We start from the raw sequence: 15,097 nt of genomic DNA on the forward strand, positions 1-15,097 counted from the left end.
CGAGGAGCCGATCATGTCAGCCGCCTCCCCCGCTTCCGCCCCGCCGCCGCAGTCGGCCGGCGCCGCGTTCGTCGCGTCGATGAGCGACTGGGCGCACACCGACGGCGCCGCGTGGCTCTATCTCGCGAAGGCGCTCGTCGCCGCGTTCCTCGCGCTCGGCGTGTCGATGGTCCTCGACCTGCCCGCGCCGAAGACCGCGATGACGACCGTGTTCATCGTGATGCAGCCGCAAAGCGGCGCGGTGTTCGCGAAGAGCTTCTACCGGCTCATCGGCACGTTCGTCGGCCTGACCGCGACGCTCGCGCTCGTCGGCCTGTTCCCGCAGCAGCCGGTGCTGTTCCTGCTCGCGGTCGCGCTGTGGGTCGCCGTCTGCACGGCGGGCGCCGCGCGCAATCGCAACTTCCGCAGCTACGGATTCCTGCTCGCCGGCTACACGGCCGCGCTGATCGGCCTGCCCGCGTCGCAGCATCCCGACGGCGCGTTCATGACCGCGATGACGCGGGTGTCCGAGATCTCGGTCGGCATCCTGTCGGCGGGCATCGTGAGCGCGCTGATCTTCCCGCAGTACACGGGCGAGCAGATGCGCACGACGGTGCGCCGGCGCTTCGGCGCGTTCGTCGATTACGTCGCGGCCGCGCTCGCGGGCACGCTCGACCGCTCGAAGATCGAGAGCGTCCATACGCGCTTCGTCGCGGACGTCGTCGGCTTCGAGTCCGCGCGCAGCATGGCCGTGTTCGAGAACCCGGACACGCGGATGCGCAGCGGCCGGCTGTCGCGCCTCAACAGCGAATTCATGACCGCGTCGAGCCGCTTCCACGCGCTGCATCAGCTGATGAACCGGCTGCACGCGGCGAACGCGCAGGCGGTCGACGCGCTCGAGCCGTATTTCCGCGAGATCGCGCCGCTCCTGTCGAAGGACGGCGAGCACGTGCGCACGTCCGCCGACGCCGCGCGCGCGGCCGAGCAGCTGCTCGCGTATCGCGACGCGCTGCCGCGCCGGATCCGCGCGACGCGCGCCGAGCACGAGACGCAGTCCGGCTTTCCGCTCCTCGATTTCGACACCGCGTCCGAACTGCTGTATCGCTTCGTCACCGACCTGCACGCGTATGCGGCGACCTACGCGTCGCTCGCCGCGAGCACGCACGAGCGCGAGCGCTGGATCGAGCGCTACGAGCCGCGCACGAACGCGACTGCCGCGCTGATCGCGGGAATCCGCACCGCGAGCGTGATGCTGCTCCTGAGCGTGTTCTGGATCGAGAGCGCGTGGCCGAGCGGCGTGATGCTCGTGCTGAACGCGGCGGCCGTGTGCGCGCTCGCGTCGTCGTCGCCGCAGCCGACCAAGATGGCCGCGCAGATGGCGCTCGGCACCGCGTTCGCGGTCGTCACGGGCTTCGTGCTGATGTTCGGCGTCTATCCGCACATCGACGGCTTCGCGCTGCTGTGCGCGGCGCTCGCGCCGTTCCTCGCGCCCGGCGTGTTCCTGTCGCTCAAGCCGAAGTACGCGGGCTGCGGCGCGGGCTACCTGATCTTCTTCTGCACGCTCGCCGGCCCGGAAAACGTCACGCATTACGACCCGGTCGGCTTCATGAACGACGCGCTCGCGCTCGTGCTGTCGATGATCGTGTCGGCGATCGCGTTCGCGGTGCTGTTCCCGCCGAGCGCGCCGTGGCTCAAGAAGCGCCTGTTCGCCGATCTGCGCCATCAGGCGGTCGCCGCGTGCCATGCGCGCCTCGCGGGCCTGCGCACGCGATTCGAAAGCGGCGCGCGCGACCTGATGTTCCAGGCGCACACGCTGTCGGCCGACCAGCCCGACGCGCAGCGCGATGCGCTGCGCTGGATGTTCGCGGTGCTCGAGACCGGCAACGCGGTGATCGACCTGCGCCACGAGCTCGCGACGCTGCCGCACGATCCGCGCTACGCGGCGACGATGCCGTGGCGGCGCGCGATCGAGTCGGCGCGCGACGCGCTCGCCGCGCTGTTCGGCAAGCCGACGCCCGCGCGCTTCGACGCGGCGCTCGCGGCCGCGGTCGAAGCGATCGCGGCGACCCGGCAGGCGCTCGTCACGTTCGCGCCGCCGCGCGAAGCGCGCCACCAGTTGCAGCGGATCCTGTCGCACCTGCATTTCGTGCGCACCGCGCTGCTCGATCCCGAATCGCCGCTCGCCGCGCTCAATGGCGAGCGTGTGCCGCCCGCTCAAGAAGGAGCTCCATCATGATGCCGCGCGACCTCGCCATCCTCGACGCATACGTGCCGACCGTCGTGCTGATGTTCGTCATCGGCGCGTTCGCGACCTGGCTGATCGACCGCCTGCTTGCTTACACGGGGCTCTACCGCGTCGTCTGGCACCCGTCGCTGTTCCGGGCGAGCCTCCTCGTCTGCATTTGCGGCGGACTCAGTCTCGCCGTCTACCGTTGAAATGAATCGAACCATGCTCTTGCGAAAACTCTTCGGCTTCGTCGCGACAGCCGCCATCCTGATCGTCGCGATCCTGATCGGGCGCACGCTGTGGGTCCATTACATGGACGAGCCCTGGACCCGCGACGGCCGCGTGCGCGCGGAGATCGTCAACGTCGCGCCGGACGTGTCGGGCGCGGTCGTCGAGCTGCCGGTGCGCGACAACCAGTTCGTGAAGAAAGGCGACCTCGTGATGCAGATCGACCCGTCGCACTACCAGATCGCGATCGAGCAGGCGCAGGCGGCCGTCGCCGCCCGCCGCGCCGAGCTGCAGATGCGCCGCGCCGACGCCGCGCGCCGCGCGGACCTCGACGCGCTCGTCGTGTCGAAGGAAAACCGCGAGAACTCGGTGCAGACCGCGTCGAGCGCCGAGGCGCAGTACCAGCAGGCGATCGCCGCGCTCGACGCCGCGAAGCTCAATCTCGAGCGCACGCGCGTCGTCGCGCCGGTCGACGGCTACATCACGAACCTGAGCGTGTTCAAGGGCGACTATGCGACGGCCGGCCAGGCGAAGCTCGCGATCGTCGACAGCCACTCGTTCTGGGTCTACGGCTACTTCGAGGAAACCAAGCTGCCGCGCGTGAAGATCGGCGCGAAGGCGCAGATGCGGCTCATGAGCGGCGGCGTGCTGAAGGGCCACGTCGAGAGCATCTCGCGCGGCATCTACGACCGCGACAATCCGCAGAGCCGCGACCTCGTCGCCGACGTGAACCCGACGTTCAACTGGGTGCGGCTCGCGCAGCGCGTGCCGGTGCGCATCCATATCGACGAGGTGCCGAAGGATCTCGTGCTGTCGGCTGGCACGACGTGCACGGTGATCGTCGAGCCGGACGACGGCGGCAATCGCAAGTCGTAGGCCGTAGGCCGTAGGCCGTAGGCCGCGATTCGAACTCGAGGTGGCCGCGCGAAACGGCGCGCGGCGTGGGAAGACGGCCGGTGCGCGATTGCGCGCCGGCCGTCTTGCTTCAGGGGCGCTTGCCGGCAAGCCGCGGCGGAAAGATACGGCGCCCGGCAGCGGCGGGCGCTTCGTCACCGAGGGGCACGACACGGCCCGATAGAGCGCGAGCGGAGCCAGCGGCTTGCTCCGGCGCCGCCCGCCGCCTCGCGGCACATGCCTCGACGTCGAACGCCGTGTTCGCGGCCAGGGCCGTCAGCGCATCTCGGCCTGTCCGCCGCGCCGCGATGCGATGCGACGCAGGCGCGACACGCGGCGCGACAGCGAGCCGACGCGCGCCCGCTCAACCCACCGCGTGCGCGGGCAAATGAAAGCGCCCGACCATCGCCTTCAGCATCTGCGCCTGCTCGTCGAGCGAGCGCGCGGCCGCGGCCGCCTCCTCGACGAGCGCCGCGTTCTGCTGCGTGCCCGCATCCATCTGCGTGACGGCGCGCTCGATCGCGTCGATGCCCGAGCTCTGCTCGTTCGACGCGGCCGAGATCTCGCCCATGATGTCGGTCACGCGCTTCACCGCGCGCACGACTTCGTCCATCGTGCGCCCGGCGTCCTGCGCGAGCACCGCGCCGTTCGCCACTCGCTCGACCGACGCGCCGATCAGCGCCTTGATCTCCTTCGCGGCCGTCGCCGAGCGCTGCGCGAGCGAGCGCACCTCGCTCGCGACGACCGAGAACCCCCGCCCTTCCTCGCCCGCGCGCGCCGCCTCGACGGCCGCGTTCAGCGCGAGGATGTTGGTCTGGAACGCGATGCTCTCGATCACGCCGATGATGTCGCGGATGCTCTTCGCGCTCTCGTCGATCTCGTTCATCGTCGTGACCACGCGGCCGACGACCGTGCCGCCCGCTTCGGCGACCGACGACGCGTTCGCCGCGAGCGTGCTCGCCTGGCGCGCGTTTTCCGCATTCTGATGGACGGTCGACGTCAGCGCTCCCACGCTCGTCGCGGTCCGTTCGAGCGCGACCGCCTGCTGCTCGGTGCGCTGCGACAGATCGAGGTTGCCCATCGCGATCTCGCCCGCGGCGGACGCGATCGCCTCGGCGCTCGCCGAGATCTCCCGCACGGTGCCGGCCAACCCCTCCTGCATGTCGCGCAGCGCGTGCAGCATGCTGTCGTGGTCGCGGCGGTCGAGCCGGATCGCGTTCGACAGATCGCCGCGCGAGATGCTGACCGCGATCTCCTTCGCATACGCGGGCTCGCCGCCCAGCTGCGCGCCGAGCCGCCGCACGACCCACGCGGCGATCACGAACGCGAGCACGACGAGCGCGGCCGTCATCGCGGCGAGCATCGCGAACGATTCGCGGTAGATCGCGCCCGATGCGTCGAGCGTCGCCTTCGACGCGTCGCCGCGCGCGTCGACGAGCCCGTCGACGCGCTTCTCGAGCTTGCCCGTCTCGACGAGCAGCGACACGTCCTGCGAGCCGACCTGCCAGCTCATCTGCGACAGATCGAGCGGCTGCTCGCGCACGAGCTTCACGAAATCGCGCAGATGCCCGCTCCACGCGGCGACGGCCGCGCTGAACGCGTTGAGCCGCGCGGCGTCGTCGGCCGCGCCGTCCGCATGCCGCTGCAGCGTCGCGAGCTCGGCGCCGATCGCCGCGAGCCCTTTGTCGATGTCCGCGCCGAGGTCGTCGCGCTCCTTCGCGGTCGTCGCGGTGATCAGCATCTTCTGCGCCCGGCTCGCGCGCAGCACCGACGCGCGCACTTCCTCGGCCGCGCGGCTCGCGACGTGCCCCTGCTCGTAGACCGACTTGATCGAGCTGTTGAGCCGGCTGATCTGCGCGAGCGAGAACAGGCCGACGGCGAGCGTGCCCACGAGCAGCACGGCGAACGCGGCGCGCAGCGTCGTCTTCACCGACCACGCGCGGCGCCCTCGGCGCGACTTGCCGGGCCTGGGCGCGCGCGCCTGGCTCCCCGTCGAGTCGTCGGGCAGGAAGTGCTTGCCGTGCAGCGATACTCCTTTCATCGATGGATCCCCGTTCTTGTGCTGCGGCCGAAAAGGCGGTTTCGGCGTGACCGTCGGCGCTCGCGCGATACGCCTTGCCGGGATCTACGGCAGACGCTTTTTTTTCTTGAGTGGGGTAAAACCCCTCGTCTCGCGCGCGGCGCCCGGCCGGCAACGGCGCAAACGCTAAACACGCGGGCCGGCGCGCAAAAGCGCGCAACAGTCGCACGCAGAATTGTCCGATTTGCGACAAAAGTTGGCCGGACATTGCCGATGAGCCACATTAGACTCCGTTGACGCATCAAAGAAAAAACACGCGCCGTGCCCTTTCGAGCACGCAGCGCCCCTTCCGAGACACTCGCATTCCTATGGAAACCAGCCTCGACAACCGTCCGTCCGTTGCCCGCCCCACCACGCCGTCCGCGCCGGCCGCCGCCGTCTCGCGCACCGTCTATCCGGTGCTCGGCGCGATCAGCTTCTCGCATTTGCTCAACGACATGATCCAGTCGTTGATCCTCGCGATCTATCCGATGCTGAAATCGGCGTTCGCACTGTCGTTCGCGCAGATCGGCCTCATCACGCTGACCTACCAGATCACCGCGTCGCTGCTGCAGCCCGTGATCGGGCTCTACACGGACAAGCGCCCGCAGCCGTACTCGCTGCCCATCGGCATGGGCTTCACGCTCGCGGGCCTGCTGCTGATGTCGTTCGCGCCGTCGTTCCCGCTCCTGCTCGTCGCCGCGGCGCTCGTCGGCTGCGGCTCGTCGGTGTTCCACCCGGAATCGTCGCGCGTCGCGCGGATGGCGTCGGGCGGCCAGCACGGGCTCGCGCAGTCGCTGTTCCAGGTCGGCGGCAACGCCGGCTCGTCGCTCGGGCCGCTGCTCGCCGCGCTCATCGTGATCCCGCACGGCCAGCGCAGCATCGCGTGGTTCTCGGTCGCGGCGCTCGTCGCGATCTTCGTGCTCGTGCAGATCGGCCGCTGGTACCAGCGCCATCCGGCCGCGAAGAAGAAGGCCGCGCATACGGCGCACCCGACGCTGTCGCGGCGGCAGGTCATGCTCGCCGTCGGCGTGCTCGTGATGCTCGTGTTCTCGAAGTATTTCTATCTCGCCAGCATCAACAGCTATTTCACGTTCTATCTGATCGACAAATTCCATCTGTCGGTGCAGGCCGCGCAGATCCACTTGTTCGTGTTCCTCGCGGCCGTCGCGGCGGGCACGATCATCGGCGGGCCGGTCGGCGACCGGATCGGGCGCAAGTACGTGATCTGGACGTCGATCCTGGGCGTCGCGCCGTTCACGCTGATGCTGCCGTACGCCAACCTGTTCTGGACCACGGTGCTGACCGTCGTGATCGGCGTCGTGCTCGCGTCGGCGTTCGCGGCGATCATCGTCTATGGACAGGAGCTGATTCCGGGCAAGGTCGGGACGGTCGCGGGCCTCTTTTTCGGCCTGTCGTTCGGCCTCGGCGGCGTCGGCGCGGCGGTGCTCGGCCAGCTCGCCGACGCGACGAGCATCGCGTTCGTCTACAAGATCTGTTCGTTCCTGCCGCTGATCGGCGTGCTGACGGTGTTCCTGCCGAACGTCGAGAGCAAGAAGGCGCTCGGCAAGCGGGCTGCTTGAGGGGGCGGCGCAATCCGGGGATCCGCCTGAGACAAAAGCGATCGGTGCGCGGATGCACGGGCGGGACCGGATTCGGGGCCGTCGCCGGCGCGTCGTCCGCGTCGACCGCCGATGAATCGATGTCGATCTGCACGTAGCGCGGCGCGGTGCGGTGCGTGCCGTGCGCGCGGCGAACGCCGCATCGCGGCGGCCGTAGATACCGGCTGGTTCCGGTCAAGAGAAATGGCGCGCGCCGCCGCCGAACCGACCGGTCCGGCCCACGCCGCGCATCGAACCGCCGTCACCCGGCGCGGTCCGCGGCGGCGCGCCGCCCGACCCGCTATCGAATCAAGCCGCCTTCGCGTGCGCGGCGAGAAATCGCTTCAGAATGCCCGACGAATACGCACCGGCGATGTCGGTCAGGAACGTCGTGAACGACGCGCTCGCGTGATCGTCGGCGGTATCGGAAATCGTCCGGACGATCGCGCACGGCACGCCGTACTCGTGGCACACCTGCGCGAGCGCCGCGCCTTCCATCTCGACCGCGAGCGCATCCGGCAACGCGTCGCGCAGCGCGGTCACTTCGCGCTCGCTCGACACGAAGCGATCGCCGCTGACGATGAGCCCTTCGCGCACGCGCGCGCCGCGCAGCCGGAAGCGCAGGTTCAGCGCATCGCCCTCGTCCTCGACGAAGCGCGCGCAGGCGACCTTCAACTGCGCGGCGAGCGCGGCGTCGGCGGCGAAGCGCGTGACGCCGAGGAGCGGCACCTCGAAGCGCGGAAAGAGCGGCGACGCGTCGAGATCGTGCTGCAGCAGCGTGTCGGCGACGACGACGTCGCCGACGCTCACGTCGCTCGCGACGCCGCCCGCGACGCCCGTGAACACGACCGCGCGCACGTCGAAGCGATGAATGAGCGCGCTCGCCGTCGCGGCGGCCGCGACCTTGCCGATCCGCGCGAGCGTGACGACGCACGGCACGCCGTACGCGACGCCGACGTGGTAATCGCGCTGGCCGAGCGTGACCGTGTCGACGCGGCCGTCGCCGCGCATCGCGGCGACGAGGTCGCCCAACTCCTCCGGCAACGCGGCGAGGATGCCGAGCGGCCGGTTCGAAAACGTCTGCCGATTCATTCGACCGCCTGCAGTTTCGCGACCGCGAGCGCGAGCCACTTCTCGCCGTGCCGCTTGAATTTGACTTGCGCCTTTGCGTCGGCGCCGCTGCCTTCGAGCGCGGTCACCGTGCCTTCGCCGAACTTCGTGTGAAACACCTGCTGGCCGATCCGGAAGCCGTTTTCGGCCTCGCGCTGCTGGTTCGCGAACGCGGGCAGCGGCGCGGACACCGCCGCGTCGACGACGCTGTCGCGCGCGCCGCCCGGCCGCGCGAACCAGTCGCGGCCCCAGCCTGCGTTGTCCGAGCGGCCGCCCCAGCGGGCGCCCGCCTCGACCTTCGGCGTCAGCCACTTGAGCACGTGCTGCGGCAGCTCGTCGAAGAAGCGCGAGCGGATGTTGTAGCGGGTCTGGCCGTGCAGCATCCGGCTCTGCGCGAACGACAGGTAGAGCCGCTCCTTCGCCCGCGTGATCGCGACGTACATCAGCCGGCGCTCTTCCTCGAGGCCGTCGGATTCGACCGCGCTGTTCTCGTGCGGGAACAGGCCTTCCTCGAGCCCGGTGATGAACACCGCGGTGAACTCGAGCCCCTTCGCCGCGTGGACCGTCATCAGCTGCACCGCGTCCTGGCCCGCCTGCGCCTGGTTGTCGCCCGCCTCGAGCGACGCATGCGACAAAAAGCCCGCGAGCGGCGTCATCGCGTCGGGGTTCTGCGCGGGATCGGCGAGGTTCGCGGGCGCGAGCACCGCATCGGCCGGATCGGCGTCGCCCGCGGCGAGCTCGGGCGCCGCGCTCGCGCGCGCATGCAGCGGAATCGACCGCGCGGGCGTGTCGAGCCCGTAACCTTCCTCGGAGACGAACGCGGTGGCCGCGTTCACCAATTCCTGCAAGTTCTCGAGGCGATCCTGCCCTTCGCGCTCGCCCTGGTAGAACTCCGCGAGGCCGCTTGCGCGCACGACGTGCTCGACCGTCTCGGGCAGGCTCATCTGCGCCGTTTCCGCGCGCATCTTCGCGATCAGGTTCGCGAACGCGCCGAGGCTCGTGCCCGCCTTGCCCGTCACGTACGGAATCGCGGCCGCCATCGAGCAGTCGTACAGGCGCGCGGCGTCGGCAAGCTGCTCGATCGAACGCGCGCCGATCCCGCGCGTCGGGAAGTTGACGACGCGCGCGAACGCGGTGTCGTCGCTCGGATTGTCGATGAGGCGCAGATACGCGAGCGCGTGCTTCACTTCCTGCCGCTCGAAGAAGCGCAGGCCGCCGTACACGCGGTACGGGATGCCCGCCGTCATCAGCGTGTGCTCGATCGAGCGCGACTGCGCGTTGCTCCGGTACAGCACCGCGACCTCGCTGCGCGCGAGGCCCGTATTCACGAGCGAGCGGATCTCCTCGACGATCCACGCCGCTTCCTGCGCGTCGGTCGCCGCCTCGTAGACGCGCACCGGCTCGCCGTGGCCCGCGTCGGTGCGCAGGTTCTTGCCGAGCCGGTGCGCGTTGTTCGCGATCAGATGATTCGCCGCGTCGAGAATGTTGCCGTGCGACCGGTAGTTCTGCTCGAGCTTGATCAGGTTGCGCACGCGGAATTCGTTCTCGAAGTCGCGCATGTTGCCGACGTTCGCGCCGCGGAATGCGTAGATCGACTGGTCGTCGTCGCCGACCGCGAAGATCGCGTTGTGGCCGCCCGCGAGGAGCTTCAGCCACGCGTACTGCAGCTTGTTCGTGTCCTGGAACTCGTCGACGAGGATGTGCTTGAAGCGCGCCTGATAGTGCGCGCGCAGCGGCGGATTGTGCGCGAGCAGCTCGTAGCAGCGCAGCAGCAGCTCGGGGAAATCGACCACGCCCTCGCGCTGGCATTGCTGGTCGTACGCCTGGTACAGCTCGACGAACTTGCGGTTGAAGCTGTCGGTCGCGTCGACCTTGTCGGGACGCAGCCCCTGCTCCTTCGCGTTGTTGATGAAGTACTGGACGTTCTTCGGCGGATATTTCTCGTCGTCGACGTTCGCCGCCTTCATCAGCCGCTTGATCGCGGAGAGCTGGTCGGCCGTGTCGAGGATCTGGAACGTCTGCGGCAGGCCCGCGTCGCGATGGTGCGCGCGCAGCATCCGGTTGCAGAGGCCGTGGAACGTGCCGATCCACATGCCGCGCGTGTCGATCGGCATCATCGCGGACAGGCGCGCCATCATCTCGCGCGCGGCCTTGTTCGTGAACGTGACGGCGAGCACCGTCGCGGGCGACGCGTAGCCGTGCTGGATCAGCCACGCGATCCGCGTGATGAGCACGCGGGTCTTGCCGCTGCCCGCCCCGGCGAGGATCAGCGCCGGCTCGTTCGGCAACGTGACGGCGGCGAGTTGTTCGGGGTTCAGGTTGGCGAGCAGATCGGGCATGGAGAGAAGGCGGTCGAGCGGGTGGACGCAGACCGGACATTATAAATCGCGCGCGGCCTGCGCCGCCCAGCGGATGCGCATCCATTTATAATTGACGGTTTCCGCATCAATCACCCCATCTTTCGGCGAATTTCCTACCATGAGCGACACCACGCTTGCGAAGAGTTTCGAGCCCCAGACCATCGAATCCCAATGGGGGCCGGAATGGGAAAAGCGCGGCCATGCCACTCCCGCGCTCGACCCGAGCCGGCCTGACTTCTCGATCCAGTTGCCGCCCCCGAACGTGACGGGCACGCTGCACATGGGCCACGCGTTCAATCAGACGATCATGGACGGGCTCGTGCGCTACCACCGGATGCTCGGCCACAACACGCTGTGGCTGCCCGGCACCGACCACGCGGGCATCGCGACGCAGATCGTCGTCGAGCGCCAGCTCGATGCGCAAGGCGTGTCGCGGCACGAACTCGGCCGCGAGAAATTCGTCGAGCGCGTATGGGAATGGAAGGAAAAGTCGGGCTCGACGATCACCGGCCAGATCCGCCGGCTCGGCGCGTCGCCCGACTGGTCGCGCGAGTACTTCACGATGAACGACAAGATGTCGGGCGTCGTGCGCGAAGTGTTCGTGCGCCTCTATGAACAGGGCCTCATCTATCGCGGCAAGCGCCTCGTCAACTGGGATCCCGTGCTCCTCACCGCGGTGTCCGACCTCGAGGTCGCGAGCGAAGAGGAAAACGGCCATCTGTGGCACATCAAGTATCCGCTCGACGACGGCTCGGGCCACCTGACCGTCGCGACGACGCGTCCCGAGACGATGCTCGGCGACGTCGCGGTGATGGTTCATCCGGAAGACGAGCGCTACAGGCACCTGATCGGCCGGCACGTGAAGCTGCCGCTTTGCGACCGCGAGATTCCGGTGATCGCCGACGATTACGTCGACCGCGAATTTGGCACGGGCGTCGTGAAGGTCACGCCCGCGCATGACTTCAACGACTACCAGGTCGGCCTGCGCCACAAGCTCGAGCCGATCGAGATCCTGACGCTCGACGCGAAGATCAACGACAACGCGCCCGAGCCGTACCGCGGCCTCGACCGCTTCGACGCGCGCCGCGCGATCGTCGACGAGCTCGACGCGCTCGGCCTCCTCGAATCGGTGAAGCCGCACAAGCTGATGGTGCCGCGCGGCGACCGCACCGGCGTCGTGATCGAGCCGATGCTCACCGATCAGTGGTTCGTCGCGATGACGAAGCCCGCGCCGGAAGGCACGTTCCATCCGGGCAAGTCGATCACCGAGGTGTCGCTCGACGTCGTGCGCAGCGGCCAGATCAAGTTCGTGCCGGAAAACTGGACGACCACCTATTACCAATGGCTCGAGAACATCCAGGACTGGTGCATCTCGCGCCAGCTCTGGTGGGGCCATCAGATCCCCGCGTGGTACGGCGAGAACGGCGACGTGTATGTCGCGCGCAGCGAAGAGGAAGCGCGCGCGCAGGCCGCCGCGAACGGCGACACGGGTCCGCTCAGGCGCGACGAGGACGTGCTCGACACGTGGTTCTCGTCGGCGCTCGTGCCGTTCTCGTCGCTCGGCTGGCCGAACGACACGCCCGAGCTCAGGCACTTCCTGCCATCGTCGGTGCTCGTGACGGGCTTCGACATCATCTTCTTCTGGGTCGCCCGGATGGTGATGATGACGACGCACTTCACGAACAAGGTGCCGTTCGAGACGGTCTACGTGCACGGCCTCGTGCGCGACGCCGAAGGCCAGAAGATGTCGAAGAGCAAGGGCAACACGCTCGACCCGATCGACATCGTCGACGGCATCGGTCTCGACGCGCTCGTCGCGAAGCGCACGACGGGCCTGATGAATCCGAAGCAGGCCGCGACGATCGAGAAGAAGACGCGCAAGGAATTCCCCGACGGCATCCCGGCGTTCGGCACCGACGCGCTGCGCTTCACGATGGCGTCGATGGCGACGCTCGGCCGCAACGTGAACTTCGACCTCGCGCGCTGCGAAGGCTACCGCAACTTCTGCAACAAGCTGTGGAACGCGACCCGCTTCGTGCTGATGAACTGCGAGGGTCACGACTGCGGCTTCGACAAGCCGCAGTCGTGCGGCGCCGCCGACTGCGGCCCGGGCGGATATCTCGACTTCTCGGCCGCGGACCGCTGGATCGTGTCGCTCCTGCAGCGCGTCGAGGCGGACATCGCGAAGGGCTTCACCGACTACCGCTTCGACAACATCGCGAACGCGATCTACAAGTTCGTCTGGGACGAGTACTGCGACTGGTACCTCGAACTCGCGAAAGTGCAGATCCAGAACGGCACGCCCGAGCAGCAGCGCGCGACGCGCCGCACGCTGCTGCGCGTGCTCGAGACGGTGCTGCGTCTCGCGCATCCGGTCATCCCGTTCATCACCGAGGCGCTGTGGCAGAAGGTCGCGCCGCTCGCCGGCCGCTATCCGGCGGGCAAGGCGGAAGGCGAAGCGTCGCTGATGACGCAGGCGTATCCGATCGCCGATCCGAAGAAGCTCGACGAGGCCTCCGAACAGTGGGCGGCCGAACTGAAGACAGTGGTCGATGCATGCCGTAATCTCCGCGGCGAGATGAATCTGTCTCCCGCGACCAAGGTGCCGCTTCTCGCAGCCGGCGACGCCGCGAAGCTGCAAGCGTTCGCGCCGTACGTCCAGGCGCTCGCGCGCCTGTCCGAAGTGCGCGTCCTCGCGGACGAAGCGGCGCTCGATGGAGAAGCGCACGGCGCGCCGATCGCGATCGTCGGCGACAACAAGCTGGTGCTGAAGGTCGAGATCGACGTCGCGGCGGAGCGCGAGCGCCTGTCAAAGGAGATTGCGCGCCTCGAAGGCGAAGTCGTGAAGTGCAACGCGAAGCTCGGCAACGAGGCGTTCGTCGCGAAGGCGCCGCCCGCCGTGGTTGAACAAGAGCAAAAGCGGCTCGCAGAGTTTCAGAATATGTTGACGAAACTGAGTGCGCAGCTTGCCCGGCTGCCGGCGTAACAATCCGTAAGGAATCTTGCGTTCACTATAATGCTGCAATCACCATTTGATTCGGCCGAATCAATACGAGGAACAAGGGTTCAATCATGCTGAAAGTCACCAAGGCGGTTTTCCCGGTCGCGGGCTTGGGCACGCGGTTCCTGCCCGCCACGAAGGCGAGTCCGAAGGAAATGCTGCCGGTCGTCGACAAACCGTTGATCCAGTATGCGGTGGAAGAAGCGATTGCAGCGGGCATCACCGAAATGATCTTCGTGACGGGCCGCAGCAAGCGCGCAATCGAGGATCATTTCGACAAGTCGTATGAAGTCGAGGCGGAGCTCGAAGCGCGCGGCAAGGAAAAGCTGCTCGATCTCGTGCGCAACATCAAGCCGAGCCACGTCGATTGCTTCTACGTGCGCCAGCCGGAAGCGCTCGGCCTCGGCCACGCGGTGCTGTGCGCGGAGAAGCTCGTCGCGGACAACCCGTTCGCCGTGATCCTCGCGGACGATCTGCTCGACGGCGACCCGCCCGTGATGAAGCAGATGGTCGACGTGTTCGACCACTATCACAGCTCGGTGATCGGCGTCGAAGAGATTCCGCCCGAGGACACGAAGTCCTACGGGATCGTCGACGGCAAGGAGTGGGAAGACTCGATCATCAAGATGTCCGCGATCGTCGAGAAGCCCGCGCCCGAAGTCGCGCCGTCGAACCTCGGCGTCGTCGGCCGCTACGTGCTGAAGCCGCGGATCTTCGATCACCTGCGCGCGTTGAAGCCCGGCGCGGGCGGCGAGCTGCAACTGACGGACGCGATCCAGGCGCTCCTCGCCGACGAGCAGGTGCTCGCGTACAAGTATCGCGGCACCCGCTTCGACTGCGGCAGCAAGCTCGGCTATCTGAAGGCGACGGTCGAATTCGCGCTGCGCCATCCCGAAGTAAAGACCGAGTTCGAAGCGTATCTGCGCTCGCGCAGCGAAACACAGCCGTCGTAACCCCCAGTCAGGCGCAGCGGGCGGCCATGTCCACTCCTGCCGCGCCGCGCACCGCCGCCCGCCCCCGCTCAGTTCGAGCGGGCGGGCTTCACCGATACGACGCCCGGCATCGCGTCCGCGTCGCTCTTCTTCGTTTCGACCAGCCAGCCCTTCCCGTCCGTGTACGGCACGCGCGCGAGCGCGCTGCGCACGAGCGCGGGCGCCGCCCGCAGCGCGTCGGGACGCCGGTCCTGCACGGCCGCCGACACGCGATACGCCTCGGCGCCGCTGCTGCGCTCGACGAAACGCAACGTCAGCACGTGCCGGTAGACCGTGCCCGCGAACGGCAGCGCGAACGGCGCCGGCCCGTCGACCACGACGCACGCCGGTTGCTGCGCGCCGCCGCAGCCCGGCATCGTCAGCGCGACGGACGCCGGCTGCGTCGCATAGGCGATCGTCACGCGATAGCGGGCCTGCGCGTCGGCCGCTTCGTCGAAGCCGCGCTGCGCGAGCTCGCGGCGCACGAGCGTTTCCACTTGCCGGTAGTCTGCGTTATCGGCCTGCGCGGCCGTCCGCGCGAAATCGTATGTCCGCGTGCCCGCGAGCGCGCCCGGCGCCGCCGATGCGCTGACGCCTGTCGTCACCGACGCGCATCCGGACAACAACGCGCCCGCCAGCGCCGCCCCCGCCCACAAGATCTTCATAG

General features: G+C 68.4%; 10 protein-coding genes. 6 read left to right on the forward strand and 4 right to left on the reverse strand.

Features of this window, described 5'->3' with window-relative positions:
- The first annotated feature begins 13 nt into the window (after nt 1–13).
- Genes BG90_RS18140 through BG90_RS18150 form a run of 3 tightly spaced genes read left to right on the forward strand, consistent with a single transcriptional unit; the run spans nt 14 to nt 3,310 of the window.
- The gene (locus tag BG90_RS18140) at nt 14–2,215 is read left to right on the forward strand and encodes an FUSC family protein (protein ID WP_025989848.1); all 2,202 of its coding nucleotides are present in this window, start codon (nt 14–16) and stop codon (nt 2,213–2,215) included.
- Nucleotides 2,212–2,415 carry a DUF1656 domain-containing protein gene (locus BG90_RS18145; RefSeq protein WP_004191885.1) on the forward strand — a complete coding sequence of 68 codons (204 nt, stop codon included), beginning with the start codon at nt 2,212–2,214 and terminating at the stop codon, nt 2,413–2,415. Before BG90_RS18140 ends, BG90_RS18145 begins: the two co-directional genes overlap by 4 nt.
- A 13-nt stretch (nt 2,416–2,428) precedes the next feature.
- Nucleotides 2,429–3,310: an efflux RND transporter periplasmic adaptor subunit gene (locus tag BG90_RS18150; protein WP_010115736.1), complete on the forward strand. Its 882-nt coding sequence runs from the start codon at nt 2,429–2,431 to the stop codon at nt 3,308–3,310.
- Nucleotides 3,311–3,692: 382 nt separating this feature from the next.
- On the opposite strand, the gene BG90_RS18155 is transcribed toward BG90_RS18150, so the two are convergent.
- A complete protein-coding gene (locus tag BG90_RS18155) occupies nt 3,693–5,369 on the reverse strand; it encodes a methyl-accepting chemotaxis protein (protein WP_010115737.1) in 1,677 nt (558 codons plus the stop codon).
- Between the two features lie 347 nt (nt 5,370–5,716).
- Between BG90_RS18155 and BG90_RS18160 the strand changes: the two genes are divergently transcribed.
- Nucleotides 5,717–6,970 (forward strand): MFS transporter, encoded by a 1,254-nt coding sequence (locus tag BG90_RS18160; RefSeq protein WP_010115738.1) that lies wholly within the window; start codon nt 5,717–5,719, stop codon nt 6,968–6,970.
- Between the two features lie 327 nt (nt 6,971–7,297).
- Here BG90_RS18160 and BG90_RS18170 read toward each other — a convergent pair whose 3' ends face one another.
- Nucleotides 7,298–8,080, reverse strand: coding sequence for a 5'-methylthioadenosine/adenosylhomocysteine nucleosidase (locus BG90_RS18170; protein WP_010115740.1), 783 nt, complete (start codon nt 8,078–8,080; stop codon nt 7,298–7,300).
- Nucleotides 8,077–10,437, reverse strand: coding sequence for a UvrD-helicase domain-containing protein (locus BG90_RS18175; RefSeq protein WP_010115741.1), 2,361 nt, complete (start codon nt 10,435–10,437; stop codon nt 8,077–8,079). Before BG90_RS18175 ends, BG90_RS18170 begins: the two co-directional genes overlap by 4 nt.
- Nucleotides 10,438–10,576: 139 nt before the next feature.
- On the opposite strand from BG90_RS18175, the gene BG90_RS18180 reads away from it, so the two are divergent.
- Together BG90_RS18180 and galU are read left to right on the forward strand one after the other, a co-directional pair.
- A complete protein-coding gene (locus tag BG90_RS18180) occupies nt 10,577–13,444 on the forward strand; it encodes a valine--tRNA ligase (RefSeq protein WP_010115742.1) in 2,868 nt (955 codons plus the stop codon).
- 86 nt (nt 13,445–13,530) lie between these two features.
- Nucleotides 13,531–14,412 (forward strand): UTP--glucose-1-phosphate uridylyltransferase GalU, encoded by an 882-nt coding sequence (galU, locus tag BG90_RS18185; RefSeq protein ID WP_010104274.1) that lies wholly within the window; start codon nt 13,531–13,533, stop codon nt 14,410–14,412.
- Nucleotides 14,413–14,480: 68 nt separating this feature from the next.
- On the opposite strand, the gene BG90_RS18190 is transcribed toward galU, so the two are convergent.
- Nucleotides 14,481–15,095: a DUF4136 domain-containing protein gene (locus tag BG90_RS18190; protein ID WP_010115743.1), complete on the reverse strand. Its 615-nt coding sequence runs from the start codon at nt 15,093–15,095 to the stop codon at nt 14,481–14,483.
- Nucleotides 15,096–15,097 lie beyond the last annotated feature (2 nt).

Source organism: Burkholderia oklahomensis C6786, from assembly GCF_000959365.1.
GTDB lineage: Bacteria > Pseudomonadota > Gammaproteobacteria > Burkholderiales > Burkholderiaceae > Burkholderia > Burkholderia oklahomensis.